22 protein-coding genes are annotated in these 25,195 nt (G+C 58.7%); 7 read left to right on the top strand and 15 right to left on the bottom strand.

The genetic code is table 11. From position 1 onward, the window contains the following. The first annotated feature begins 1 nt into the window (after position 1). Entirely contained in the window at positions 2-1,045 is a 1,044-nt protein-coding gene (locus D6851_RS12510; protein WP_120325219.1) for a choice-of-anchor A family protein, read from the top strand. 107 nt (positions 1,046-1,152) lie between these two features. Here D6851_RS12510 and lepA read toward each other — a convergent pair whose 3' ends face one another. The 8 genes from lepA to D6851_RS12470 form a co-directional block, all read right to left on the bottom strand. Continuing rightward, positions 1,153-2,955, bottom strand: a complete 1,803-nt coding sequence (gene lepA / locus D6851_RS12505) for a translation elongation factor 4 (protein WP_120325218.1) — start codon at positions 2,953-2,955, stop codon at positions 1,153-1,155. 67 nt (positions 2,956-3,022) lie between these two features. After that, positions 3,023-5,773 (bottom strand): EAL domain-containing protein, encoded by a 2,751-nt coding sequence (locus tag D6851_RS12500; RefSeq protein ID WP_238474080.1) that lies wholly within the window; start codon positions 5,771-5,773, stop codon positions 3,023-3,025. Positions 5,774-5,928: 155 nt separating this feature from the next. Continuing rightward, positions 5,929-6,393 (bottom strand): hypothetical protein, encoded by a 465-nt coding sequence (locus tag D6851_RS12495; RefSeq protein ID WP_120325217.1) that lies wholly within the window; start codon positions 6,391-6,393, stop codon positions 5,929-5,931. A 43-nt stretch (positions 6,394-6,436) separates the two neighbouring features. After that, complete coding sequence (gene dnaN / locus D6851_RS12490) at positions 6,437-7,564, bottom strand: DNA polymerase III subunit beta (RefSeq protein ID WP_120325216.1); 1,128 nt, start codon at positions 7,562-7,564, stop codon at positions 6,437-6,439. Between the two features lie 181 nt (positions 7,565-7,745). Beyond that, positions 7,746-8,498: a 3-oxoacyl-[acyl-carrier-protein] reductase gene (gene fabG, locus D6851_RS12485; protein ID WP_120325215.1), complete on the bottom strand. Its 753-nt coding sequence runs from the start codon at positions 8,496-8,498 to the stop codon at positions 7,746-7,748. 5 nt (positions 8,499-8,503) lie between these two features. After that, positions 8,504-9,103, bottom strand: coding sequence for a class I SAM-dependent methyltransferase (locus D6851_RS12480; RefSeq protein ID WP_120325214.1), 600 nt, complete (start codon positions 9,101-9,103; stop codon positions 8,504-8,506). 38 nt (positions 9,104-9,141) lie between these two features. Then, on the bottom strand, positions 9,142-10,077 hold the full coding sequence (gene fabD / locus D6851_RS12475; RefSeq protein ID WP_120325374.1) for an ACP S-malonyltransferase: 936 nt from the start codon (positions 10,075-10,077) through the stop codon (positions 9,142-9,144). Between the two features lie 26 nt (positions 10,078-10,103). Then, the gene (locus D6851_RS12470) at positions 10,104-10,931 is read right to left on the bottom strand and encodes an LD-carboxypeptidase (protein ID WP_120325213.1); all 828 of its coding nucleotides are present in this window, start codon (positions 10,929-10,931) and stop codon (positions 10,104-10,106) included. A gap of 85 nt (positions 10,932-11,016) precedes the next feature. Here D6851_RS12470 and D6851_RS12465 point away from each other — a divergent pair, with 85 nt between their 5' ends. The 6 genes from D6851_RS12465 (at position 11,017) to D6851_RS12440 (ending at position 16,165) form a co-directional block, all read left to right on the top strand. Continuing rightward, positions 11,017-12,441 carry a glutamate ligase domain-containing protein gene (locus D6851_RS12465; RefSeq protein WP_120325212.1) on the top strand — a complete coding sequence of 475 codons (1,425 nt, stop codon included), beginning with the start codon at positions 11,017-11,019 and terminating at the stop codon, positions 12,439-12,441. Between the two features lie 194 nt (positions 12,442-12,635). Beyond that, entirely contained in the window at positions 12,636-13,133 is a 498-nt protein-coding gene (locus tag D6851_RS12460) for a hypothetical protein (protein ID WP_238474079.1), read from the top strand. Between the two features lie 226 nt (positions 13,134-13,359). Continuing rightward, positions 13,360-13,716 carry a 30S ribosomal protein S6 gene (gene rpsF / locus D6851_RS12455; protein ID WP_120325211.1) on the top strand — a complete coding sequence of 119 codons (357 nt, stop codon included), beginning with the start codon at positions 13,360-13,362 and terminating at the stop codon, positions 13,714-13,716. 1 nt (position 13,717) lies between these two features. After that, on the top strand, positions 13,718-13,942 hold the full coding sequence (gene rpsR, locus D6851_RS12450) for a 30S ribosomal protein S18 (RefSeq protein ID WP_120325210.1): 225 nt from the start codon (positions 13,718-13,720) through the stop codon (positions 13,940-13,942). 12 nt (positions 13,943-13,954) lie between these two features. Next, on the top strand, positions 13,955-14,569 hold the full coding sequence (rplI, locus tag D6851_RS12445) for a 50S ribosomal protein L9 (protein WP_120325209.1): 615 nt from the start codon (positions 13,955-13,957) through the stop codon (positions 14,567-14,569). A gap of 156 nt (positions 14,570-14,725) precedes the next feature. After that, entirely contained in the window at positions 14,726-16,165 is a 1,440-nt protein-coding gene (locus tag D6851_RS12440; protein WP_120325208.1) for an AMP nucleosidase, read from the top strand. A 54-nt stretch (positions 16,166-16,219) separates the two neighbouring features. Here the strand turns inward: D6851_RS12440 and D6851_RS12435 are convergent, their stop codons facing one another. From D6851_RS12435 to D6851_RS12405, 7 genes are all read right to left on the bottom strand, one after another. Further along, the gene (locus D6851_RS12435) at positions 16,220-17,056 is read right to left on the bottom strand and encodes an HpcH/HpaI aldolase/citrate lyase family protein (RefSeq protein ID WP_120325207.1); all 837 of its coding nucleotides are present in this window, start codon (positions 17,054-17,056) and stop codon (positions 16,220-16,222) included. Next, complete coding sequence (locus D6851_RS12430; RefSeq protein WP_120325372.1) at positions 17,053-17,505, bottom strand: MaoC family dehydratase; 453 nt, start codon at positions 17,503-17,505, stop codon at positions 17,053-17,055. The genes D6851_RS12435 and D6851_RS12430 overlap by 4 nt, the downstream gene beginning before the upstream one ends. Then, positions 17,505-19,382, bottom strand: a complete 1,878-nt coding sequence (locus D6851_RS12425; RefSeq protein ID WP_120325206.1) for an acetyl/propionyl/methylcrotonyl-CoA carboxylase subunit alpha — start codon at positions 19,380-19,382, stop codon at positions 17,505-17,507. The genes D6851_RS12430 and D6851_RS12425 overlap by 1 nt, the downstream gene beginning before the upstream one ends. Then, a complete protein-coding gene (locus D6851_RS12420; RefSeq protein ID WP_120325205.1) occupies positions 19,379-20,992 on the bottom strand; it encodes a carboxyl transferase domain-containing protein in 1,614 nt (537 codons plus the stop codon). The genes D6851_RS12425 and D6851_RS12420 overlap by 4 nt, the downstream gene beginning before the upstream one ends. A gap of 2 nt (positions 20,993-20,994) precedes the next feature. Then, the gene (locus tag D6851_RS12415; RefSeq protein WP_210210355.1) at positions 20,995-22,107 is read right to left on the bottom strand and encodes an acyl-CoA dehydrogenase family protein; all 1,113 of its coding nucleotides are present in this window, start codon (positions 22,105-22,107) and stop codon (positions 20,995-20,997) included. Between the two features lie 264 nt (positions 22,108-22,371). Next, a complete protein-coding gene (cueR, locus tag D6851_RS12410; protein WP_120325203.1) occupies positions 22,372-22,785 on the bottom strand; it encodes a Cu(I)-responsive transcriptional regulator in 414 nt (137 codons plus the stop codon). Further along, entirely contained in the window at positions 22,782-25,154 is a 2,373-nt protein-coding gene (locus tag D6851_RS12405; protein WP_120325202.1) for a heavy metal translocating P-type ATPase, read from the bottom strand. Before D6851_RS12405 ends, cueR begins: the two co-directional genes overlap by 4 nt. Positions 25,155-25,195 lie beyond the last annotated feature (41 nt).

Here is a 25,195-nt window from a genome sequence, read left to right as displayed (position 1 = left end):
CATGGCGGTTACGCTGGTTGCTGTACCGGCTTCGGCCTCGTCTTCGCTGATCGCCGGCACGGACGTTCTGCGGACATGGAACCTTGTGGTTCTGGGTGATCTCAATTCCTCCTCGGAAGTGGAAGGACGCACTTTTGTCGGCGGTAACCTGAACGGCAATTCGTCGAACTACAATATCCGCACTATTCCCGCTTCACCGACTGGCACGCCCGGCCTCACCGTGGTGGGCGATGTGAATGGCGGTCACAAAAACCTCAATAACGGTTCGGGTGCGATTGTTGGCGGCAATGTCAATAGCGGCTTCAATCTCAATGGGTCTCCGCAGACCGTTCTGGTGGGCGGCACAATCAGCAACACGAATGTGAACAGCAACACGGTGAATGCGGGTCTCGCCAATTCCGATCCGGGCTTCACACAGAATCTGACGCAGCAGAAGAGCCTCATCGAAACTTCGATGGGCAATCTCTCTTATGCAATGAGCACGCAGAGCGCGAACAGCGATTTGTCCATCAATGGTAATCGCGGCACTTTCAATGCCAGGCCCGATGCCGATGGCGTGGCCGTGTTCAACATCGATGCGTCCGATCTCGACAAGATCGGTGAAATTCAGTTCAATCTGAACGGTGCCGATACAGCGATTGTGAATGTCTCGGGATCGACGATCAATCTGAACGACAATTTCCTCGGCGGCACCAATAATCTGGGCGAGCATGTCATCTGGAACTTCCCCGATGCGGAAAATCTCTCGCTCTCCACGGCATGGGGCGGTTCAGTGCTCGCGCCCGAGGCCCATGCGATGACATCGAACTATATTCAGGGCTCCGCTGTCTTCGGCAGCATGGACCAGAATGGCGAAATGCATGTCGGCACCTATAATGGCGGTTATTACCCGCCTGAAGATCCCGGTAATTCGACAAGCTCGGGCGGCAGCTCCTCCAGCGGCGGCGGCACGCCGGTTCCGGAACCGGGCATGCTGACCCTCTTCGGCGCAGCGCTGGCCGGCCTGTTCTTCTGGCGCCGCCGACGGACTGCCTCCGCCGCCTGATCGGGCATATCTTTACTCTTTACCGCATATAGAAACGGGGCCCCGCAAGGCCCCGTTTTCTTTGGCGTTTACAGATCCGGTCAGCACATCGGAATGCGCCCTGGCGTTTATTCCTCGCCCATCCGCAAGGCGGCGATGAACGCTTCCTGCGGAATCGACACATTGCCATATTCACGCATCCGCTTTTTGCCTTCCTTCTGCTTTTCGAGCAGCTTCTTCTTGCGCGTGATGTCGCCGCCATAACATTTCGCGGTCACATCCTTGCGCATGGCGCTGATCGTCTCACGGGCAATAACCTTGGCACCGATCGCCGCCTGAATCGGAATCTTGAACATATGGCGCGGGATCAGATCCTTCAGCCTTTCGCACAGAGCCCGTCCGCGGCCTTCGGCCTGACTGCGATGAACGATCATCGACAATGCATCGACCGGTTCATTGTTCACCAGAATATTCATCTTGACCAGATCGCCTTCGCGCAGACCGATCTGTTCGTAATCGAAGCTCGCATAGCCGCGTGATATGCTTTTCAGCCGGTCATAGAAGTCGAACACCACTTCATTGAGAGGCAATTCGTAAACCACCTGCGCCCGCCCGCCGACATAGGTCAGATCGCGCTGAATACCCCGGCGGTCCTGACACAGTTTGAGGATCGATCCGAGATATTCGTCGGGCGTATAGATAGTGGCCTTGATCCAGGGTTCTTCCATCGTGTCGATCTTCACCGGATCGGGCATATCGGCCGGATTATGCAATTCCTGCGTGCTGCCATCGGTCATGGTCAGGCGATAAACCACCGAAGGGGCGGTGGTAATCAGATCGAGATCGTATTCGCGACTGAGACGTTCCTGAATGATTTCCAGATGGAGCAGGCCGAGAAAACCGCAGCGGAAGCCAAAACCCAGCGCTGCGGAATTTTCCATTTCGAACGTAAAGCTCGCATCGTTGAGCCTGAGCTTGCCGATGCTTTCGCGCAATTTCTCGAAATCGGCGGCATCGACCGGGAAGAGGCCGCAAAACACCACCGACTGCACTTCCTTATAGCCGGGCAACGGCTTATCCGCCCCGCCCTTCACCGTGGTGATCGTATCGCCGACCTTGGCCTGTTCGACTTCCTTGATCTGCGCGGTGATGAAGCCGATCTCGCCGGGGCCGAGTTCGGGAAGCTGTTCGATTTTCGGGCGCATACAGCCCACCCGGTCGACCAGATGGGTCGTGCCGCCCTGCATGAATTTGATCTGCTGCCCTTTCCTGAGCACGCCGTCCATCACACGCACCAGAATGACCACGCCGAGATAGGGATCGTACCAGCTATCGACCAGCATGGCTTTCAGCGGCTCGTCGCGCTCGCCCTCGGGCGGCGGGATACGCCTGACCAGCGCTTCGAGCACATCTTCGATCCCGATACCCGATTTGGCGGATGTGAGCACCGCATCGCTGGCATCGAGGCCGATAACTTCCTCAATCTCATTCTTGACCTTGTCGGGATCGGCGGCGGGCAAATCGATCTTGTTAATGACCGGCACGATTTCATGGTCATGCTCGATCGACTGATAGACATTGGCCAGCGTCTGCGCTTCCACGCCCTGCGCCGCATCGACCACCAGCAGCGCGCCTTCGCAGGCGGCAAGACTGCGGGAGACTTCATAAGCGAAGTCCACATGGCCCGGCGTGTCCATCAGATTGAGCTGATAGGTCTTGCCGTCCGATGCCGTGTAATCGAGCCGGACGGTCTGCGCCTTGATGGTGATCCCGCGTTCGCGCTCAATATCCATATTATCGAGCACCTGCTCTTTCAGCTCGCGCTCTGTCAGGCCCCCAGTGACCTGAATCAGACGGTCGGCCAGCGTGCTCTTGCCATGGTCGATATGGGCGATAATCGAAAAATTACGGATCAGCGAAAGGTCGGTCATTCCGGCCCTCTAGCCTGCCCGATGCGCGCTGTCAGCATAGCAAATGCACGCGGCAAGCGGTTTTGGCTCACCCTGCCGCGCGTATCGCCGCCGTTCCCTGCGGAACATCCGGCGGAGCACCGTCGACAAATGCCGGCCTGTTGCCGTCACGCTCGACCGGACGGCCGAATTCGACGCCCATCTTGTCTTCCTGACACCAGCGGGCCTGCGCCTCGACCCGGAGTCCCTCGGGGAATTGCAGATCGAACACGGTATTCGCCGGGACGTTCCACAGCCCTTCTATCAGGGCGCCATTGCGCGAAATATTGCGGATCGTGGCATTATAGCGCTGTCCGCCATGCTCCAGGACCACCCGGCACAGCACGGATTCGCGCGGGGAGCGTGCAACTCTTTTCCCCTGCGCCATGGCATTCAGCCCGCCTGCCAGACGTTGCAACGCCGCTTCGGGGCTGAGAGCGGGTTCATAAATGAAACCCTGCACATGGCTGCAGCCATACCGGCGCACCAGCTCCAGTTCATCGAATGTTTCGACACCCTCGGCCGTCGTTTCCATGCCCAGCGCGACGGCCAGACTGGTAATCGAGGAGATAATCGCCCCGTTGCGACTACCCTCGTGAGTGGCTCCGCGCACGAAACTCTGATCGATCTTGATCCGGTCGAAAGGGGCACGCTCTATATGGCTGAGCGAGGAATAACCGGTCCCGAAATCGTCCAGCACCAGCCTGACACCGATCCGTTTGAGCGTGGCAAACATCGCTGCGGCTTCGCCATCATCATTGAGGAACACGCTTTCGGTGATTTCCAGTTCGAGCCGCGACGGATCGATGCCGGCCTGCGCCACCGCATTCATCACGATCGAGGGCAAATTAGCATTGGCGAATTGCAGCGGCGAGACATTCACCGCCACCCGAATATTCTCCGGCCACTTCGCCAGATCGTGGCAGGCCGTCATCAGCGCCCATTCACCGATCAGCGTAATCAGCCCCTTTTCCTCGGCCAGAGGCACGAAAGTCCGGGGTGAAATCCACCCATGTTCGCGATGCTTCCAGCGCAGCAGCGCTTCGAAGCCGGTAATCTCCTCGGTCGCCACCGATACGACCGGCTGATAGAAAAGCTGCAATTCGCCCGAGGAAATCGCGCTGCGCAGATCCTGCTCCAGGGCAGTGCGTGCCTCGGCTTCGGCATGAAGATCGGTCTCGTAAAAATAATAGCCGCCACGCCCGGCATCCTTCGCGGCATAAAGCGCCAGATCCGCATTGCGCACCAGCGTATCGCGCGTAGCACCGTCTTGCGGCGAACAGGCTATGCCGATGGAAGCGCCGATTACGACACGCTGCCCTTCCACAATATAGGGTTCGCTCAGCACACGGATGATCTGTTCGGCCAGCACGGCAAGGCTTTGCCGTTCGACCTGGCCCGGAATGATGAGGGCGAATTCATCACCGCCCAGCCGGCCGGTCTGCCCGATCCTGCCGGCCGTATCTTCCAGCCTGCTCGCCACCTGTTTCAGCAGCGCATCGCCCGCCGGATGGCCCAGCGTATCGTTGACCTGCTTGAAACGGTCGAGATCGAGCAGCAGAAAGGCGCAGCAACGATCTGTCTGATGCGGCATGGAAAGGATTTTTTCCAGCGACTGCGAGAGCTGAAAACGGTTGGCGAGCCCGGTCAGCGAATCGTAATGCGCCAGCCTTGTCGTCCATTGCTGGCTGCGTTGCTTTTCCGTGAGATCGGTGCCCGAACCCCGGAAGCCGGTGAAGTTATGCTGTTCATCGAAAGTCGGTCGGCCACTGATCGACCACCATCGCTCTTCTCCCACAATCGCCGCACGCACCGGCAATTCATGGAAAGAGGAGCGCGCCGCCAGATGAAACATCAGCGTGCGTTCTTCCGTCTGGCCGTAATCCCCCAAATCGAAAATGTCGGTCAGCGGGCGGCCGATCAGATCGTCGGAAGACCGGCCCAGCATCCGGGCCACCGGTTCGGACAGATAGGTAAGCTGCGCCCGGCGGTCGGTTTCCCAGAACCAGCCCTGCCCGGTTTCCTCGTAATCGATCAGAATATCCTGCGCCCGCTGCCGCAGCCGGTCTATCGCAGCGAGCTGCTGCGCTTCGTAGCGGTCGATCACCGCCTGGCGTTTGGCCACGACCAGCGTAATCAGCATGGCCAGTGCCAGTGCCGCAAGAGCCGACCAGTTCGGAAAAGCAATGATGGCAGGAAGCCACAAGGAAGCGGACACCGTATAGATCAGTGTTGGAAAGCGCCGGAGACAGATGGCTGCCGAAGTGCCCAGACACGCCATGACCGCAATCGCCACCGGCCAGGTCAGTCCGCCGGAAGACACCCAGGCGGTGAGACCGAAACCATAGAGCAGATTGGGCAGAACGATGGTCAGGCCGATAGCGGAATATTTCGCCATTCTGCGCCCGTCACACTCGCCTATTGCCATGAAGGCGACCTGCATGCCCGCCCCTGTCAGCACAGCCAGACCCAGCGGAAGAGCAGCGGCTACGGGGGGCAGAGAGGCCGTCACCACAATGCAGACAAACAGAGCCAGCGTCATGATAATCACCACGACAGGCCAGGAACGCGGCACCCATGATCTTTTGAACAGACCGCCGGCCGGGCCGGGATCGAGTTCGCGCCTCCGGACCCGGCGGCGGTCATGGAAACGGCGTTCTCCTTCCGGTGGCAGAGGTACGGTGGCGACACCCATCACCGGGTCAGCGACCTTGCTGCCGCTTTCATCCACGGAATCAGACTGAGTGACAGGAACCGCAAAGCGCCGGCGGGCACGTTCTTGCGAAACCTGTTTTTTCATCTGATTCTGGAAGGGTTTAACACCACTTTTCATAGTGCTCTGGTGGACTAAGCCGCTTGAAAAAGCGTTAACCGCCGGGCGTGTTCTTTACCGTCCGGACCATAAAAGCACGATATTGCGGCTTCATTGCAAAGCCCGATAATAAATTAATTCAACTAATCGGCTGCATTATTGTATTTTATTCGCCCTTTTGCCCTGTCACGCAAGCGAACAGCCGCTGGCCCGGACATCCACATGCCCCCGCTTTCCGACTTCCCGAAAGCGAGAAAGGCCCCGTTCCTAAGCACTTTATCATCATCCCGCATTTCCAGCGCGCGCCAGGGAACAAAAAAGGGTTTGGCGAAAGGACCGAACAGTCGCCAGATCATAAAGCGCATCCCGCCGGGACAAATATCGTAACGCAGGCAAGCGCTGAGCGCGATACGCCGCTTTGCGCTCATCCCGATCATGCCCGACTGCATACGGAATATCACCTCAGGCCTTTCGTCACGGTCGGGAAAAGCCTTTTCGAGCTGCGGCCAGCCCGCCACTCGCTGCAATACTGTAGTGACAAGCAGCCAGAACAGCAGGAAGACCAGCAGAGCCGCGCCGATCAGGAGAAACAGAGTCGAAAGGGGCATGGCGAATAAGCGGTAAAGATGCTGTCTCCACCGCCAGTCTGTCTCAGACCCGCATCGGCATCAGAACATAGAGCGCCGGGCTGGCATCGTTCTGACGGATCAGCGTGGGGGCACCCGGATCGGCGAGATGCAGTTCCACGCTGTCCCCTTCGATCTGGCTGAGAATATCTTTCAGATAATTGGCGTTAAAGCCGATCTCGAACCCTTCGGCAGAATAATCGGCCGGGACTTCTTCGGCCGCCGTGCCGTTATCGGGCGAACTGACCGAGAGCGTTACCCGGTCCTGATCCAGCCCCATCTTGACCGCGCGGGTCTTTTCGGTGGCGATGGTCGCGACACGGTCCACCCCGTCATACAGGCTGCGCGGATCGAGCTTCAGAAGCTTGTCATTCCCGGTAGGGATGACGCGGCTGTAATCGGGGAAAGTTCCGTCGATCAGCTTGGAGGTCAGCACCACGCCGCCTTCACCGCCGAGCGAGAAACGGATCTTGCTGGCCGACAGATCGATCGCGACATTGCTGTCCAGCGCTTCTTCGAGCAGCTTGCGCAATTCGCCCACGGCTTTGCGCGGCACGATCACATCGGGCATCCCTTCGGCCCCCTCGGGGCGTGGCAGGGTGAAGCGGGCAAGGCGGTGGCCGTCCGTGGCCGCGGCCTTGAGAACCGGCTCGGCATCGTCGGCAACATGCAGAAAAATGCCATTGAGGTAATAACGGGTCTCTTCGGTCGAGATCGCAAAACGCGTCCGGTCGATCAGTTCGGCCAGCATTTTCGCCGGAAGCTGGAAGCTGGTCGGCAGATCGCCTTCCACGATCACAGGGAAATCGTCCCGCGGCAAAGTAGGCAGCGAGAAGCGGCTGCGCCCGGCCTTCACCGTCATGCGGTTATCGGCCGTTTCCATGCTCACCTGGCTGCCATCGGGCAATTTGCGGGCAATATCGAACAGCAGATGCGCAGAAACGGTAATCGATCCGGCCACATCCACCGAAACGGCGGAGAGGCTTTCCACCACCTGCAGATCGAGATCGGTGGCCATGATTCTGAGCGTTCCGTCCGCGCTCGCTTCGATCAGGACATTGGAAAGGATGGGAATGGTGTTGCGCCGCTCCACCACCGACTGGACGTGAGACAGGCAGCGAAGCAGCGTCGCGCGTTCGATGGTGGCCTTCATAATATTCTCATTCCCCTCACGCGCCCCTCGCGGAATCGCCCTGGGCGCCGGATAAAACGTCGCATAATCCTTACCGCCAGTGCTTTATGCGGCAAGAGCGAACCGCGCGACATAAAGCGAATCTGGGGATAAAACCGGGCAAAAATCCTTAAACAGGCCTCTGCCCGGCTTCAATTGGAAATCAGGCGAACATCGCCATGCCACCATTCACATGCAGAGTCTGGCCGGTCATATAACCAGCTTCCTTAGAGGCGAGATAAGCCACGGCAGCCCCGATATCCTCTCCTTCACCCATGCGGCCCATCGGAATTTTCGCATTGAGCGCTTCCTTCTGGGCATCGGGCAGAACATCGGTCATCGCCGTGCGGATAAAGCCCGGCGCGACGCAGTTCACCGTAATGCCACGGGCAGCCAGTTCCTGCGCCATGCTTTTAGACATGCCGACCAGCCCGGCCTTGGCCGCTGCATAATTGGCCTGCCCCGGATTGCCGGTCGCGCCCACAACACTGGTGATGTTAATCATCCGGCCGAAACGCGCTTTCATCATCGGTCGGGTCGCCGCCCGCATCAGGCGAAAGGCGGCTTCGAGATTGATTTTCAGAACCGCTTCGAAATCTTCGTCTTTCATTCGCATGGCGAGACTGTCACGCGTGATGCCGGCATTATTTACCAGAATATCGAGTTTGCCGAGCGTATCGACCGCCGCCGGAACCAGCTCATCCACCTGCTTGTCATCGGACAGATTGCAGGTGATCTCCACATGGTCATGGCCGAATTCCTCATTCAGCTCTTCCCTGAAAGCCCGCAGCTTGTCGGCATTGGAACCGGACAGCGCCAGCCGGGCACCCTGGGCGGCCAGACTGCGCGCAATCGAAGAGCCGATACCGCCGCTGGCGCCCGTCACCAGAGCCGTCATTCCCGTAAGATCGAACATTGCTTTCATTCTCCTTCAGGCTTGCGGGCAATGACCTGCACCACCGCACCTTCACCCCGATGATATTTACCTTCGTTCACATCGCGCCGGATTTCCCGCCCGACACGAAATTCGAGACCCTGCAATTCCTCGCGCAACGATTCCAGCGTCATCAGCAGATCCGGCTCTTTCGGACCGCCCATGCCGGAGGTTTGCAGCGTTTCCGGCGTATAGGCTTCGAGCAGGAAGACCCCGCCCGGCTTCAGCCCCCGCGCAACACGGCTGTGCAGCGCCTTGCGCACTACCGAGGGCATATGCGCAAAGATCGAGACCATATTGTCCCATCGCGCTTCCCCGAGATCGTAATCCGCAAGATCGGCCACCTCCGTCCGGATAGAGACACCGCGCTGCGCGGCGAAATCGCGTGCGGCGGCGAGCCCCGTCGCCGACTGGTCCACCGCCGTAACATCGAATCCCTGCTGCGCCAGCCATGTGGCATTGCGCCCCTGCCCTTCGGCAAGACACAGACAATTGCCGGGCTGCAACGCGCTCACCTGCTGAACGAGGAAGTCATTGGCGGCGTCGCCATAAGCGAGCCCTTCTTCGGCATAGCGTTCATCCCACATGGCTCATCCTCATTTTACAGCCTTACTAAGCGGGGTTTTCAAAGCGCCTTGGCCAGCGCCTCGATCTGATCCATCGTCACGGCGCTGGTAATCTGCACATCCTTCACCGTGCGGCCGATCATCGGCCCCAGAACCTTGCCGCCCAGTTCGACGAAGTCCTCGACCCCGGCTGCGTGCATCGCGATCACGCTTTCGCGCCAGCGGACCCGGCCGCAAACCTGCTCGACCAGCAGGTCCCGCTCCACCATCGGTTCGCTAACGATCGAGGCAGTGACATTGGCATAGACCGGCAAATGCAGCGGTTGCAGCGGCGTTTTCTCCAGCGCTTCGGCCATGGCATCGGCCGCAGGCTGCATCAGCTCGCAATGGAACGGTGCGGAAACCGGCAGCAGCACGCCGCGCTTGATCCCGTGATCCTTCACCATGGCGACAGCGCGTTCGATCGCTTCGCGGTGGCCCGACAGCACAACCTGCCCCGGATCGTTATCATTGGCGATCTGGCATACCTGCCCCTGGGCGGCAGCTTCGGCGAGCGCAGTCGCCTTCTCGATATCGGCGCCGAGCAGCGCCGCCATCGCCCCCTCGCCCACCGGTACGGCGGCCTGCATCGCCTGCCCGCGCAATTTGAGCAGCCGTGCCGTATCGGCCAGAGAGAATGCGCCGACAGCACATAATGCCGTATATTCACCGAGCGAATGGCCTGCCACGCAATCGCCCTTATCGGCGAGCGACACGCCGCATTCCTTTTCCAGAATGCGCAAAACCGCCATGGCATTGGCCATGATGGCGGGCTGGGCATTTTCGGTCAGAGTCAGCGCATCCTCCGGCCCTTCGCGCATGATGCGTGAAAGATTCTGGGACAGGGCCTCATCCACCTCTTCGAAAACTTCGCGCGCTGCCGCGCTGGCTTCGGCAAGATCGGCACCCATGCCGACTTTCTGGCTGCCTTGCCCCGGAAATACGAATGCTCGCATGGTCATCTCCTCATTTGCCGCGCCGATTATGAGGCCCGGCTGCGTCCCGCAAGGCCGAATGGCACGATTTTATTACCAAGATCATGCCCGATATCGGCTTTTCCGAGATAGGGTATGCCTTCGCGCCCGCACCAATAGCGCGCTATTTGTTCCGGATCGGCACCGAAAGGCCGGGCATTTTCGGGCACATCGGACACACGCCCGAGCCGCAATCCGGCAATGCCGTGCAGATGCTGCGTGATGTGAAAGAACAATCGGTCCACCGCATAGAGATATTCGGACACCTCCTCCACCATCACCACATGGTCGGTGAGATCGGGCATCATTTCGGTCCCGCATATCATCGCCAGCGTCATCAGATTGAAGGCCACTGCCGGGCGGCCGTCCAGGCTTCCTTCCAGCCCGTCTCTGGCCCCGTTCAGATAGTTTATGGCCCTGTTCAGTCCGTCTGTGCGCCCGCTCGCAGATCCGTCGATAACCATCGGTCCATGAACCGGATTGCCAATCCCCGCGCGATATAATGCGGCCAGAATATAGCCATTATCCGAATAGCCGATATAGGTTTTTTTAAGAGCAGAATCATGGAGTTGATCGACTGCCAGCGCTGCAATCCGGTTGCTGCCATACCCTCCTCTGGCAAACCATACCGCATCGCAGGACGGATCGTTGGCGCATTCCAGCAAGGCTGCCAGCCGCACCGCATCGGAACCGGCGAAATGTCCTTCCTCCGCGAAACATTGTTCGTGAAACAGCAATTCCACCTGCGGAAAAGCGGTTTTCGCATAAGCATAGACCCAGCCAGCCCTTTCGCGGGTAATCGGAGTGGCGGGCGCACAGATGGCAATTCGCGTCATCCCTCCTGCCTAATGCCCCTGGCGCTTCCCGTCACCTGTGAAACGTGTGTTGATCCCCCGCAGCAAAGCCCTTAACCCTCCCATTATGACCTCTGAAAACGCCGCTGCGCTCACTTCTCATCCCTGGTTCTTCTGCGGTATTGGCGGCTCCGGCATGTTGCCGCTGGCGACCATCCTGAAAGCGCGCGGAGCGGAAGTGGCAGGGTCGGACCGGAGCTACGATCAGGGCCGCACACCGACCAAGTTCGACTGGCTGAAAGCGCAGGGTTTCCGCCTTTTTCCGCAGGATGGCAGCGGTATCACATCACCGGGTCAGACATTGGTCGCCTCCGCCGCTGTCGAAGATACAGTGCCCGAAATGGTCCGCGCCAGAGAGCTGGGCTGCGAGCGGATGAGCCGGGCGGAACTGCTTTCAACCCTGTTCAACACCGCCCCCTATCGCATTGCGGTAGGCGGGACTTCGGGCAAGTCGACCGTGACCGGCATGCTGGGCTGGATTCTCTATCGCTGCGGTGAAGATCCCACCATCATGAATGGTGCAGTGATGAAAAATTTCGTCTCGCCCGACACGCCTTTCGCCAGTGCAAGGGTGGGTGAAAGCGGCCTGTTCGTCAGCGAAGTGGATGAAAGCGACGGCTCGATCGCGCTTTACAAACCGTCCGTTTCTCTGCTGCTCAATGTTAGCCTCGACCATAAGAGCATCGAACAATTGCGTGTTTTATTTGGCAATTTTGCGCGGACCGGCGACAAAGCCGCGGTCAATTGGGACAATGACGAAGCGCGTTATATCGGCGAAAAACTGCCGAAAAAACTGTCCTTCGGCATCGCTCATCCCAAAGCGGATATCGGCATCGAACCCGGCACGATAGAAGATGAACCAATGGGCATTTCCGCGCTGATGGTCGACCGCCGCAGCGACACCGGCTATCCCTTGCGCCTTCGGATGCCGGGGCGGCATAATCTTTCCAATGCCCTTGCCGCCATTGCCGCTGCCGTGCAGGCCGGAATCGATCCGGGCGAAGCGACCAATGCACTGGCGAGCTTTACCGGCCTTGCCCGTCGGTTCGACATTGTCGGCACCAGCAGCAATGCCATCACGGTGATCGACGATTTCGGCCATAATCCCGAGAAATGCGTCGCAACCTTGCGTACGCTGAAACAGCATCCGGGCCGGGTCATCGCCTTCTTTCAGCCTCATGGCTACGGGCCGCTCAGGCAAATGGGACACGAGCTGGCGAAAGTTTTTGCCAGATTACTCGGGCCTGAGGATCGCACGATATTGTGCGATCCGGTCTATTTCGGCGGGACGGTGGACCGCTCCGAAGGCAGTGCCCGGATCGTCCGGCTGATCGAAGAAGCCGGCGGAAAGGCGGAGTATATCCCCGAAAGGGAGGCTTGCGGGAGCCGGATCATCGACATTGCCGAGCCGGGAGACCGCATCGTTATCATGGGCGCCCGCGACGATACTCTGACGCTTTTTGCGAAACGCATTCTCGAACAGCTCGGTTAATTCCACCCTGTCGCCCGCATAGCGGACACAGCCTGCCGAACGAACTATCGCCGTAAACAACGGGTTCAGTTGCTGCACCGACAAGACGGACCGAGTCAGGCTTGCGGTATAGCGATTCCTGCGGAGTTTCGCAGGATTCCGCTCCTACGTAAGAGAGCATTGATCGACCGGAAATTATGTGAGGAGAATATTCGATGAAATCGCGCACAGCAATTGTCGCGGCGGCTCTGGCGGCAGGTACCGTTTTCGGAGCCTGCCCGGCGGCGGCGCAGGTGGCGGTGGATGCCGGCGTTGCGAAGGAGGATGGTGACTGGGGCGGTGAATTCGGCGTCAATTATTCGCTCGTCCAGTCAGGCGGCTTCGCCGTTACACCGGGCGTCGGTCTGTTCGTTCACGATGACGACAATCCGCGCTATTTCGACGATGACGATGGCATGAACAGCGGCTGCCGCGATGGCCGCACAGGCAACTTCGTCGATGACGACAAATGCGACGATTCCGCGGTCAGCTTTTATGGCAAGGTCGAAGCGACCTATACGGTTCCCATGTCCGTAACACTGGGCGTCGGCGCCCGACTTGACGACGATCTGCGCCCCTATGGTACGATATCCTATCCGCTGCTACCGATGCTCAATGTAAAGGGTAATATCGGAGACGGCTATTATGCAGCCGGATTACAGGCCAAGTTTTGATGAATATCCCCCCGCTCTGTATAAAACAGGGCGGGCTGCTTCACAGGGATAAAGCCCATTACAGGCGCTTGCGCGCTTGCATTTGCATGTGAATCGCGTATGAGCGCCCCTTCCTTGGAAGTATGGACTCGAATGCGCCTGCTCGAGGGATTTTAAAGAAAGCCGGAGGGGCCTCTCGCGATCCGCGCGAAGGTCAGCGATCGGCAGAAGTGAAAGGACATGAAGCATGGCTCTTTATGAGCATGTTTTCCTGGCGCGCCAGGACCTGAGCCAGAGCCAGGTCGATGCACTTGCTGCAGCCGCCACGGAAATCGTCGAAAAGAATGACGGCAAGGTCACCAAGACCGAGACCTGGGGCGTAAAAAGCCTCGCCTACAAGATCGACCGTAACCGCAAGGCGCATTTCGTCCTGCTGAACATCGAAGGCCCCGGCTCTATTGTCGCGGAACTCGAACGGCAGAACCGCATCAATGAAGATGTCATCCGCTGGCTGACCATCGCCGTGGAAGAGCATGAAGCTGGCCCCTCGGTGATGATGCGCAAGAATGACCGTGACCGTAAGCGCCGCGGAGGAGATAATTAAGATGGCACGTCCGTTTTTCCGTCGCCGCAAATCCTGCCCCTTCTCGGGCAAGAATGCGCCGAAGATCGACTATAAGGATATCCGCCTGCTGCAGGGCTTCATGTCCGAACGCGGCAAGATCGTCCCGAGCCGCATCACCGCCGTTTCTGCCAAGAAACAGCGTGAGCTGTCCAAGGCGATCAAGCGCGCCCGCCACCTGGGCCTTCTGCCCTATATCGTGAAGTAAGGAGAAGCCTCCATGGATATCATTCTCCTCGAACGTATCGAGAAGCTGGGCTCGATCGGTGACGTTGTTACCGTCCGCGACGGCTATGCACGTAACTTCCTTCTTCCCAACAAGAAGGCTCTGCGCGCTAACGAAGCCAATAAGAAGGTTTTCGAAGCAAACCGCGCCCGTCTCGAGCAGGAAAATGCCGAGAAGCGCGACGCCGCCGAAGCACAGGGCAAGGGCGTGGAAGGCACCGAGATCGTTCTGATCCGCGCCTCTTCCAATGCCGGCCACCTTTACGGTTCCGTCAATGTTCGCGATATTGCTGAAAAGCTGGTCGAAAAGGGCCACGAAATCAACAAGTCGCAGATCATTCTGGAACGCCCGATCAAGACCATCGGCATGTTCGATGTTCGCGTTGCGCTGCACCCGGAAGTTCATGTGACGGTGAAGGCCAATGTCGCACGTTCGGACGACGAAGCCGAATTGCAGAGCCAGGGCATCGACGTGATGGCCCAGATGTTCGAAGAAGAACAGGCTCAGAGCGAAGGCTTTACCGAAGAAAAAGATCCGAATGCCGAGCCGGGTGAAATTCCCGAAGAAATGCTCGAAGAAGGCGCAACGGAAGAAGAACAGCAGGCCTGAGCCTCGTTTTTCTGTCCGGACGCCGTTCGGCTCCGATGCAAAAAGGGCGCAGTTTCCGCGAGGAATCTGCGCCCTTTTTGCATCGCTCGTTCGGAACAATCATGTGACCGGTTCTTTGCCTTTGAAATGTCAGAAAAGATCGCTTAATTGCTCAAGATGAAAACGAGCAAAAACATAATCGCCGAACTCACGGCCATTCATATTCAAGCTGTCGAAACTCTGCGGCAGGACATTCTCGCTTACGGTGAACATGGCACACTGCCCCCGCCTGAAAGGCGCAAAGATGGCAGCTATTGCTATCCGGAATTGCTGATCCATTATAATGGCGAAGCCGGTAAAACGACCCGCTCACGCGCTTTTGGACGGCTTATAGATGCCGGCACTTATGCCACCACCGTCACTCGCCCGCAGCTATTTGCCGATTATCTCACCGAACAGCTCGATCTGCTATTGAGCGATTACACAATAGATGTGGAAGTGCGCCGTTCTCGGCAGGAAATCCCTTTTCCCTATGTTCTGGACGGCGCCGAAGGTGCGGCCATGGCCCGGATCAGCCCGCCCGAACTGGCGCAATATTTCCCGTCCACCGATCTTGCGCTGATCGGCGATGAACTGGCCGATGGAATGGAACTGGGCGAAGACGGTGATCCGATACCGCTATCGCTCTTCGATGGCTTGCGGACCGATTTCTCGCTTGCCCGCCTCGCCCATTATACCGGTACGCGGCCAGAGCATTTCCAGCGTTTTATCCTGTTCACCAATTACCATCGCTATGTCGATGAATTCGTTGACTGGGGTGCCGAACAGGTTGGACAGGGCCGCTATACCGCCCTTGCCGGCGCGGGCGGATTGTTCATCCAGGAACAGACGCAAAATGCCCGCACACAGCTTTCGGACACAGCATGGCGGCGCCACCAGATGCCGGCCTATCACCTGATTGCGGAAGACGGCATGGGGATCACGCTGGTCAATATCGGGGTCGGCCCGTCCAATGCCAAAACCATCACCGATCACCTTGCCGTGATGCGTCCCGAAGCCTGGTTGATGATCGGCCATTGCGGTGGTCTGCGCCCCAGCCAGAAGATCGGCGATTTCGTGCTTGCCCACGCCTATCAGCGGGACGATCATGTGCTCGATGCCGTTCTGCCTCCGGAAATTCCGCTGCCCGCCATCGCAGAAGTGCAGCAGGCCCTGGCCGGAGCGGCCGAAGAAGTGAGCGGTGCGCGCGGTTTGGACCTCAAGCAACGTATGCGAACCGGTACCATCGTAACCACCGACGACCGCAACTGGGAATTGCGCTACAGCCACACGGCTCAGCGCCTGTCGCAGAGCCGTGCAGTGGGTATCGAAATGGAAAGCGCGACAATCGCCGCGCAGGGTTATCGCTTCCGCGTTCCTTACGGAACATTGCTCTGCGTCTCGGACAAGCCGCTCCATGGTGAAATCAAACTACCGGGGCAGGCCAATAAATTTTATGAAGAAGCGATTGGTGGCCATTTGCAGATCGGAATCCGGGCCTGTGAAATTTTGCGGGCTGAAGGCCCCGGCCTGCACAGTCGCAAATTGCGCGCCTTTAACGAGCCACCTTTCCGGTAAATAAAGCCCGTTTCGCTATGACGGGGCCTCCCCGTCATAGCCCCTCCTTAGCGGTCAGACTGGAGACCGTTCGATCAACCGTCTGGCCTGCAGCAAATGCGGACGATCCACCATGCGACCATTGATGCTCAGCGCCCCTGCCTGTGGTTCACGCGCAAAGGCATCCACAATTGCGCGGGCATCGGCCAGCTCTTCCTCTGTCGGCTGAAAGGCCGCGTTAATAATCGACACCTGTGCCGGATGAATTGCCATCATGCCGCTAAAGCCATCGCGCCGCCCGCGCGCAGCATAGACAGCCAGCCCCGCTTCATCGCGAAAATCGGGATAAACCGTCTCTATCGCCGGAACACCGGCTGCATGGGCAGCGAACAGCGCCAATGAACGCGCCATTTCATAAGGCGGCGTATAACTGCCATCCACCTCGCGTGAAGTACTGGCGCCAATAGCGGCAGGCAAATCCTCCGCTCCCCAGGTCAACCCCAGCAGATGCGGCGCGACCTCGCGAAATGTGCCCAGCTCGAAAATCGCTGCCGGGGTTTCCGTCGCGATGGGCAAAACGGGAACATCCCGTTTCCATTCGCGGCCGGTAAGCTGTCGCACGCTGCCCGCGCCTTCAGCTTTGGGAAGCATAATTCCGTCGGGCTCATGGAGCAGCACGGCATCCAGATCATCCTGAGCCAGTGGCATATCCACCGGGTTTATTCGCACCAGCACCAGTGTTTCACGGGGAGCCTGCAGATAATCCGCCACAGCGTCCCGCGCCACAGATTTGCGCTCCGGCGCAACCGAATCCTCCAGATCGAGAATGATTGCATCTGCCCCGCTCCCGGCGGCTTTGGCGAACCGTTCAGGGCGATCTCCGGGCACGAAAAGCAGCGAGCGCAACCTCATTGCCCGCTTCCCTTGAGAAGCGCCATCCGCAAACATTCGCAGGCCACTTCGTCACGCTGATTGATGAGTGAATGACGAAAGGTAACGATTCCCGCTCCCGGCCGAGATTTGCTGGCACGCGTTTCCACCACCTCGCTCGTCGCCCGCAGTGTATCGCCGAGGAAGGTCGGTTTCGGATGCAACAACTTGTCATAGCCCAGATTGGCGATCAACGTGCCCAGAGTGGTGTCTCCCACAGACAGGCCCACCATCAGCGCGAAAGTGAAAGTGCCATTGACGAGAATCTGTCCGAACTCGCTGGCTCTTGCCGCTTCTGCATCGAGGTGAAGCGGCTGCGGATTATGCGTCATGGTGGAGAAAAACAGATTATCGGCTTCGGTCACCGTGCGACGGATCTCATGCGTGATCGTATCGCCCACCTGCCATTCGTCGAAAAAACGCCCTGCCATCATTGCTCCTCCAGTTCGATCCGCGCGAGCATGGTTTCCACCTGCACCTGCGCGCCCTGTCTGGCTTCCAGCTCCGCCACAATGCCGTCGAAGGGAGCAACCAGGGTGTGCTCCATCTTCATCGCTTCCAGCGTGAGAAGTTTCTGCCCTTCGCTTACCCGGTCCCCCTGCGCTACAAGAACCGAGACGATATTGCCCGGCATGGGCGCGAGAATGGCGCCATTGGAAGCCGCTGCACCGCCAGCGCTTTCGCCGCGTTTCAGCAACGCCGCCATGGTCCGTCCGTGGCGCGTCACCAGCACCCCGCGTTCCCGGAGCGAAATGACATGGCTACCGGGCGTCGGCGGAAGGTTTGCATCGGCTTCATATTCCACACCCTCAACATCGAACGTCACCATGCGTCTGACTGGCCGGTTGAGCCGGAAACCGGCCAGTTTTTCCAGTGATCCGCTATTCCAGTAGCGGCTGATCGCCCGCGCCGCGTCATTGAGCATGGCTTTGTCCGGCTCGCCTGTATGCACCAGTTCATCCTGATGCGCTTCCAGAAAGCCGGTCGTCATCGCACCATCGGCGAATACCGTGTGCCCCAGAGCCGCATGGAGAAAGCCTGCATTGGTTCTGACCGGCCAAACGGCAAGCCCGTCAAGCCCTTCCTGCATCGTAGCGATAGCCTCCTTCCGCGTCGGCCCATGAGTCACCAGTTTGGCAATCATCGGATCGTAAAAGGGGCTGATTTGCGCACCTTCTTCCACTCCGGTTTCCACGCGGACTGCATTTTGCGGGAAACGGCAAACCTCCAGCCGTCCCGTGCTTGGGAGGAAACCAGAAGCAGGATCTTCCGCATAAAGTCGCGCTTCCATGGCATGGCCGCTGATCGAAAGCTCCTGCTGCGCCAGCGGCAACGGCTCACCGCTTGCCACACGGAGCTGCCATTCGACCAGATCGACGCCGGTAATTTCTTCGGTCACCGGATGTTCGACCTGAAGCCGGGTGTTCATTTCCATAAACCATACACGATCGGCTTTCAGCCCTTCGGAACCGTCAGCAATGAATTCCACCGTACCTGCACCGACATAGTTGACCGCCTGACCTGCACGGACGGCCGCCATGCAAATGGCTTCGCGAGTCAATTCGTCCATGCCGGGGGCAGGCGCCTCTTCGATCACTTTCTGATGGCGGCGCTGAAGCGAACAGTCGCGTTCGAACAGATGCACCACCTGCCCATGTGTATCCCCGAAAATCTGCACTTCGATATGGCGCGGGCTTTCGATCCATTTTTCGATCAGCACCACATCATTGCCAAAGCTGGCGGTCGCCTCTCGGCGGCAGGATGTGAGTGCATCGGCGAAATCAGCAGGATCGTCTACCTTGCGCATCCCCTTGCCGCCGCCTCCGGCCACGGCTTTAATCAGTACCGGATAGCCGATACTATCCGCTTCTCTGGCGAGAAAATCGGGGTCCTGATTGCTACCGTAATAACCTGGTGTAACCGGTACACCTGCTTCGGCCATCAGCGCCTTGGCGGCGTCTTTCAGACCCATAGCGCGAATACTGTCCGGCTGCGGGCCGACCCAGATCAGTCCGGCATCAGCCACACTTTGAGCAAAACCGGCATTTTCAGACAGAAAACCATAGCCGGGATGAATCGCTTCAGCTCCGCTCTCTTTGGCAGCAGCGATGATGACATCGCCTTTGAGATAGCTTTCAGCGGCCTGAGACGGACCGATATGGATGGCCTGATCGGCCATGCGAACATGCAGCGCCTGCGCATCCGCATCGGAATAGACCGCGACTGTACGCACACCCATGGCGCGGGCCGTGCGAATGATCCGGCAGGCGATTTCGCCGCGATTGGCAATAAGCAGAGACTGAATCACATCCGGAACACCCCGAAGCGGGGCGCCTCCTCGATAGGGGTATTGAGACAAGCGGCGAGGCTGAGCCCAAGCACATCGCGCGTCTGAACGGGGTCGATCACCCCGTCATCCCAGAGCCGCGCCGTGGCGTAATAGGGATCGCCCTCCTCTTCGAATTTCTGCCGGATCGGCGCCTTGAAAGCCTCCGCTTCCTCCTCGCTCCATTTCCCGGCATCGCGATGGACCGTGGCAAGCACACTGGCGGCCTGTTCGCCCCCCATCACACTGATCCGGCTATTGGGCCAGGAGAACAGGAAGCGCGGATTATAAGCGCGACCGGCCATGCCGTAATTTCCCGCACCGAAAGAACCGCCGATCAGAATTGTGATCTTGGGTACCTGTGCGGTCGCCACCGCTGTCACGAGCTTGGCCCCGTGCTTGGCAATCCCTTCGGCCTCATATTTCCCGCCGACCATGAAGCCGGAAATATTTTGCAGGAACAATAGCGGTATACCGCGCTGACAGGCGAGCTCGATGAAATGCGCGCCTTTCACGGCGCTTTCGGAGAAGAGCACGCCATTATTGGCAAGGATCGCCACATCCATGCCCCAGATTTTCGCGAAACCGCAGACCAGCGTATTTCCGTAAAGCGGTTTGAATTCATGGAATGCACTGCCATCGACCAGACGGGCAATTACTTCATGCACATCGTAAGGCTGGCGAACATCTTCCGGAATCAGCGAATACATATCTTCCGCAGCATAAAGCGGCGGCTGGATATCGCCTTGCGCCGCATTCGTACCGGGACCGCCATTCCCGGCATCCCCCAGATTGCTGACAATATCGCGCAAAATGGTCAGCGCATGATCGTCATTCTCGGCCAGATGATCGACCACACCCGACTTGCGCGCATGCAAATCGCCGCCACCGAGATCTTCAGCACTGATTTCTTCACCCGTTGCAGCCTTCACCAGAGGCGGTCCGGCGAGAAAAATCGTCCCCTGCTCGCGCACGATCACGCTCTCATCGCTCATCGCCGGAACATAGGCACCACCTGCCGTGCAACTTCCCATGACACAGGCAATCTGCGGAATACCCTGCCCGCTCATATTGGCCTGATTGTAGAATATACGCCCGAAATGGTCCTTGTCGGGGAAGACTTCGGCCTGATTGGGCAGGTTGGCGCCGCCACTATCGACCAGATAGATACAGGGCAGCCGGTTTTGTTCGGCAATTTCCTGTGCCCGCAAATGTTTCTTCACCGACATCGGAAAGTAAGTGCCGCCCTTCACCGTGGCATCATTGGCAAGCACCATCACCTGACGCCCCGATACGCGCCCGATCCCGCCGATCAAGCCGGCACCGGGGATCTCATCCCCATACATGCCGCCAGCAGCGAGCTGGCCCAGTTCGAGAAAGGGCGAACCGGGATCGAGCAGCCGCTCCACCCTGTCGCGCGGCAGCAATTTGCCACGTCCTACATGGCGCTCACGCGAGCGCTCATTGCCGCCTTGCGCCGCTTTGGCGACCTTCTCATGCAGTTCGGCCGCCAATGCACGATTATGCCCGGCCCGGGCCTGCGCCTCAGGGGCCGCAAGGTCGAGTTTACTCGGAATAACAGCTCCGCTCATACTTACCCCTTGAACAGTTCGCGGCCGATCAGCATCCGCCGCACTTCATTGGTGCCCGCGCCAATATCGAGCAGTTTGGCATCGCGCAGATAGCGCTCGACCGGCCAGTCTGTGGTATATCCGGCACCGCCCAGCGCCTGCACCGCTTCGAGCGCGACCTTCACCGCATTCTCGCTCGCCAGCAGAATAGCTCCGGCGGCATCGTAACGCGTGGTCATGCCGGCATCGGCAGCCCGTGCCACGGCATAAAGATACGCCCGGCTGGAATTAAGCGCGACATATATGTCGGCAATCTTGGCCTGCATCAGCTGGAATTCGCCGACCGGTGTGCCGAATTGCTTGCGGTCGCGCACATACGGCAGAACTACGTCGAGACAGGCCTGCATGATGCCGGTCTGCACACCGGCCAGAACGGTCCGCTCATAATCGAGTCCGCTCATTAAAACCGCCACGCCCTTATTCACGTCACCCAGCACGTTTTCTTCGGGAATTTCGGCATTGTCGAAAACAAGTTCGACCGTGGGCGAGCCGCGCATTCCCATCTTCTCGATCTTCTGACCGATAGAGAAGCCCGGCATACCCTTTTCGACGATAAAGGCTGTAATGCCATGCGGTCCGGCATCGGGATCGGTCTTGGCATAAACCACCAGCACATCGGCTTCCGAACCGTTGGTGATCCAGTATTTCGTGCCGTTCAGAATATAGCGGTCCCCCTTCTTCGCAGCGCGCAATTTCATCGAAACTACGTCGGAACCGGACCCGGCCTCGCTCATGGCCAGCGCCCCGATATGACGGCCCGCCACCAGTTCGGGGAGATAACGGCGCTTCTGCTCCTCATTCGCCCAGCGATGGATCTGATTGATGCACAGATTGGAATGCGCACCGTAGGACAGGCCTATCGACGCCGAAGCGCGAGCCACCTCCTCCTGTGCGACGACATGAGCGAGATAGCCCATATCGAGCCCGCCCCATTCCTCGGCTACCGTAATACCATGAAGGCCCAGTTCGCCCATATCGGCGAACAATGCGCGCGGGAACCAGTCCTCTGCATCCACTCTTGCGGCAATCGGCGCCAGTTTCTCACGCGCAAATCGCTCGGTCGAATCGCGGATCATGTCCACGGTTTCGCCGAGGATAAAATTCAATCCACTCAAACCATTCTCTCCCAATTATGTTGGGCGTATCATATTTTTCGGAAACCGGATAGCAAGATCGGCGAAAATTCCAACCATATTGTTCTACAATCTCAACATAAATTGTAGAACGATATGGAGCTAAATACAGGGGAGCATACGCCGTAACGGCTCCGCCCTGACCGCAAAGCGATATCAGTCAACTATAAGAAAAAATGTACCCGGCGATGCGGACGGGCAGAAATGTCAATCGCCTTTGGACAGAGAGGCCGGATCGGCTGCAAGACCGTGCAGAATGGGGCAATCAGGCCGCTCGTCTCCATGGCAATGACGGGCAAGGTTGCGCAACGTATCGCGCATGGTTTCCAGCCGGGCGATCTTTTCATCCAGCTCATCTATATGGCGCAAAGCCAGATTCTTAACCTCGGCACTCGCTCTTTCGCGATTGGCCCACAGATCCAGCAGAGTCTTTATTTCGGGTACGGAAAAGCCAAGATCGCGCGCATTGGCGATGAAACGCAGCCGGTGGACATCCTGCTCGCCATAATCGCGATAGCCGCTATCGCGCCGGACAGGTTCGGGGATCAGACCGATCTGTTCGTAATGGCGGATCATCCGCTGCGAGACGCCACCCGCTTTCGAGGCTTCTCCGATATTCACAATTTCACCCGGTTGAGCCGAAGCGCATTGGTCACCACGCTCACCGAGGAAAGCGACATGGCCGCCGCTGCGATGATGGGAGACAGCAGGATGCCGAAGAAGGGATAAAGCACGCCTGCGGCAATCGGAACGCCCGCTGCATTATAGATGAAGGCGAAGAACAGATTCTGCCGGATATTGGACATGGTCGCATGGCTGAGATGGCGCGCTTTCACGATGCCGGTAAGATCGCCTTTCAGCAAAGTTACTCCGGCGCTTTCAATCGCGACATCAGTGCCCGAACCCATGGCAATACCCACATCGGCGGCTGCCAGAGCGGGGGCATCGTTCACCCCGTCACCAGCCATGGCAACGATCCGCCCTTCCGATTTAAGCCGCGCAACGACATCGCTTTTCTGATCGGGCAGCACTTCAGCTTCCACCTCATCGATGCCGAGACGACGGGCTACAGCCTGCGCCGTAGTGCGATTATCACCGGTCAGCATGACCACGCGAATATCGTCCTTGCGCAAGGATGCCAGCGCCTGCGGTGTGGTTTCCTTCACCGCGTCGGCAATGGCAATGATACCCGCAGGGGCACCGTCAATCGCAACGAAAATAGCCGTTGCACCGTCACCTCGCAGATCATCCGCCTGAGACTGCAGGGCCGAACAATCGACCGATTGTTCCTCCAGAAACCGTGCATTGCCAAGCGCCAGGCGGTGATTTTCCACCCGCCCCAGCGCACCCTTGCCAGTGGGGGAATCGAAATCCGCCACTTGCGGCAGGTCCAGACCGCGTTTTTCGGCTGCCGCTACAATCGCCTGCGCCAGCGGATGTTCGGATGCTCGCTCCGCTGCGGCAGACAGGCGCAAAAGCGTGTCTTCGGTCCACGGATCGAGGGTTACGATCTGTGTCACCGAAGGCTTGCCCTCGGTCAGCGTGCCGGTCTTGTCCACCACCAGCGTATCGACTTTTTCGAAGCGTTCGAGCGCTTCGGCATTGCGGATCAGCACACCATCATTGGCCCCGCGCCCGATCCCCACCATGATCGACATCGGCGTGGCCAGGCCCAGCGCACAGGGACAGGCGATAATCATCACCGAAACCGCTGCAATCAGCGCATGGGCGAAGCGCGGTTCAGGCCCCCATACGGCCCATGCGATAAAAGCAAGCAGCGCGATTATCAGCACAGCAGGAACGAACCAGCCAGCCACGCGATCGGCCAGCCCCTGAATTGGCGCACGCGAACGCTGTGCATCGGCCACCATCTGCACAATGCGCGATAGCATAGTGTCACGCCCGACCTTGTCGCATGTCACCACCAGAGCACCGCTCTGATTGATTGTGCCGCCGATCACCGTATCGCCCTCGCCCTTGGTAACGGGCATGGATTCACCGGTAATCATCGATTCATCGAGCGCGGAACGACCTTCCTCGACCACTGCATCGACCGGTACTTTTTCGCCGGGACGAATGCGCAAACGGTCACCGGTCCGTAAATCTTCCAGCGGAACTTCGGCTTCGCTGCCATCGGATTCGATTCGCCGGGCTGTCTTGGGAGCGAGACGGAGCAGCGCCTTGATCGCGCCGGATGTCCTTTCGCGTGCGCGCAATTCGAGCACCTGCCCCAGCAGGACCAGCACAGTAATGACCGCCGCTGCTTCAAAATAAACGGCTACGCTGCCTTCCTCCCCGCGGAAACTGTCGGGGAAGAGGCCGGGTGCGAGGGCGGCCACCATGCTATAGGCCCAGGCGACACCGGCCCCCATCGCAACCAGCGTGAACATGTTGAGATTGCGTGTGCGGATCGATGCCCAGCCGCGCTGGAAGAAAGGCGCGCCTGCCCACAACACCACCGGGGTTGCCAGTATAAGCTGAATCCAGATGGAAATGCGGGGCGGCACCAGATGATGCAGGGCAGGAAACAGATGCCCGCCCATTTCCAGCACGAAGACCGGCAAGGCCAGTGCCAGACCGATCCAGAAGCGCCGCGACATATCGACCAGCTCTTCATTCGGTCCGCTATCGAGGCTGACCATTTCCGGTTCCAGGGCCATCCCGCAGATCGGACAGGTGCCGGGATGGTCCTGACGAATTTCCGGGTCCATCGGACAGGTCCAGATCGTACCTTCAGGCACATCTTCCGCTTCGTTGGCGGGATTCAGATATTTTTCCGGATCGTTCTCAAATTTTGCGAGGCATTTGGGATTGCAGAAATAATAGGTTTCCCCCTGATAGGCCATGCTGTGTTTGGCCGTTTCGGGATTGACTTTCATGCCACAGACCGGGTCCTGAACCATATTGCCGGACTGAGCTTCGGCTGTGTGATGCGAACATGGCTGCCCGCCATGCTCATGGTCTTGATGGCATTGATGATCCTGCGTCATCCGGTATCTCCTCGCGTGACGCTCACATCCATGCACCCTGA

The sequence above is a fragment of the Altericroceibacterium spongiae genome (genome assembly GCF_003610805.1).
GTDB classification, from domain to species: Bacteria; Pseudomonadota; Alphaproteobacteria; order Sphingomonadales; family Sphingomonadaceae; genus Altericroceibacterium; species Altericroceibacterium spongiae.
The sequence above is the reverse complement of the archived record's forward strand: the minus strand, read 5'-3'. Positions and strand labels throughout refer to the sequence as shown.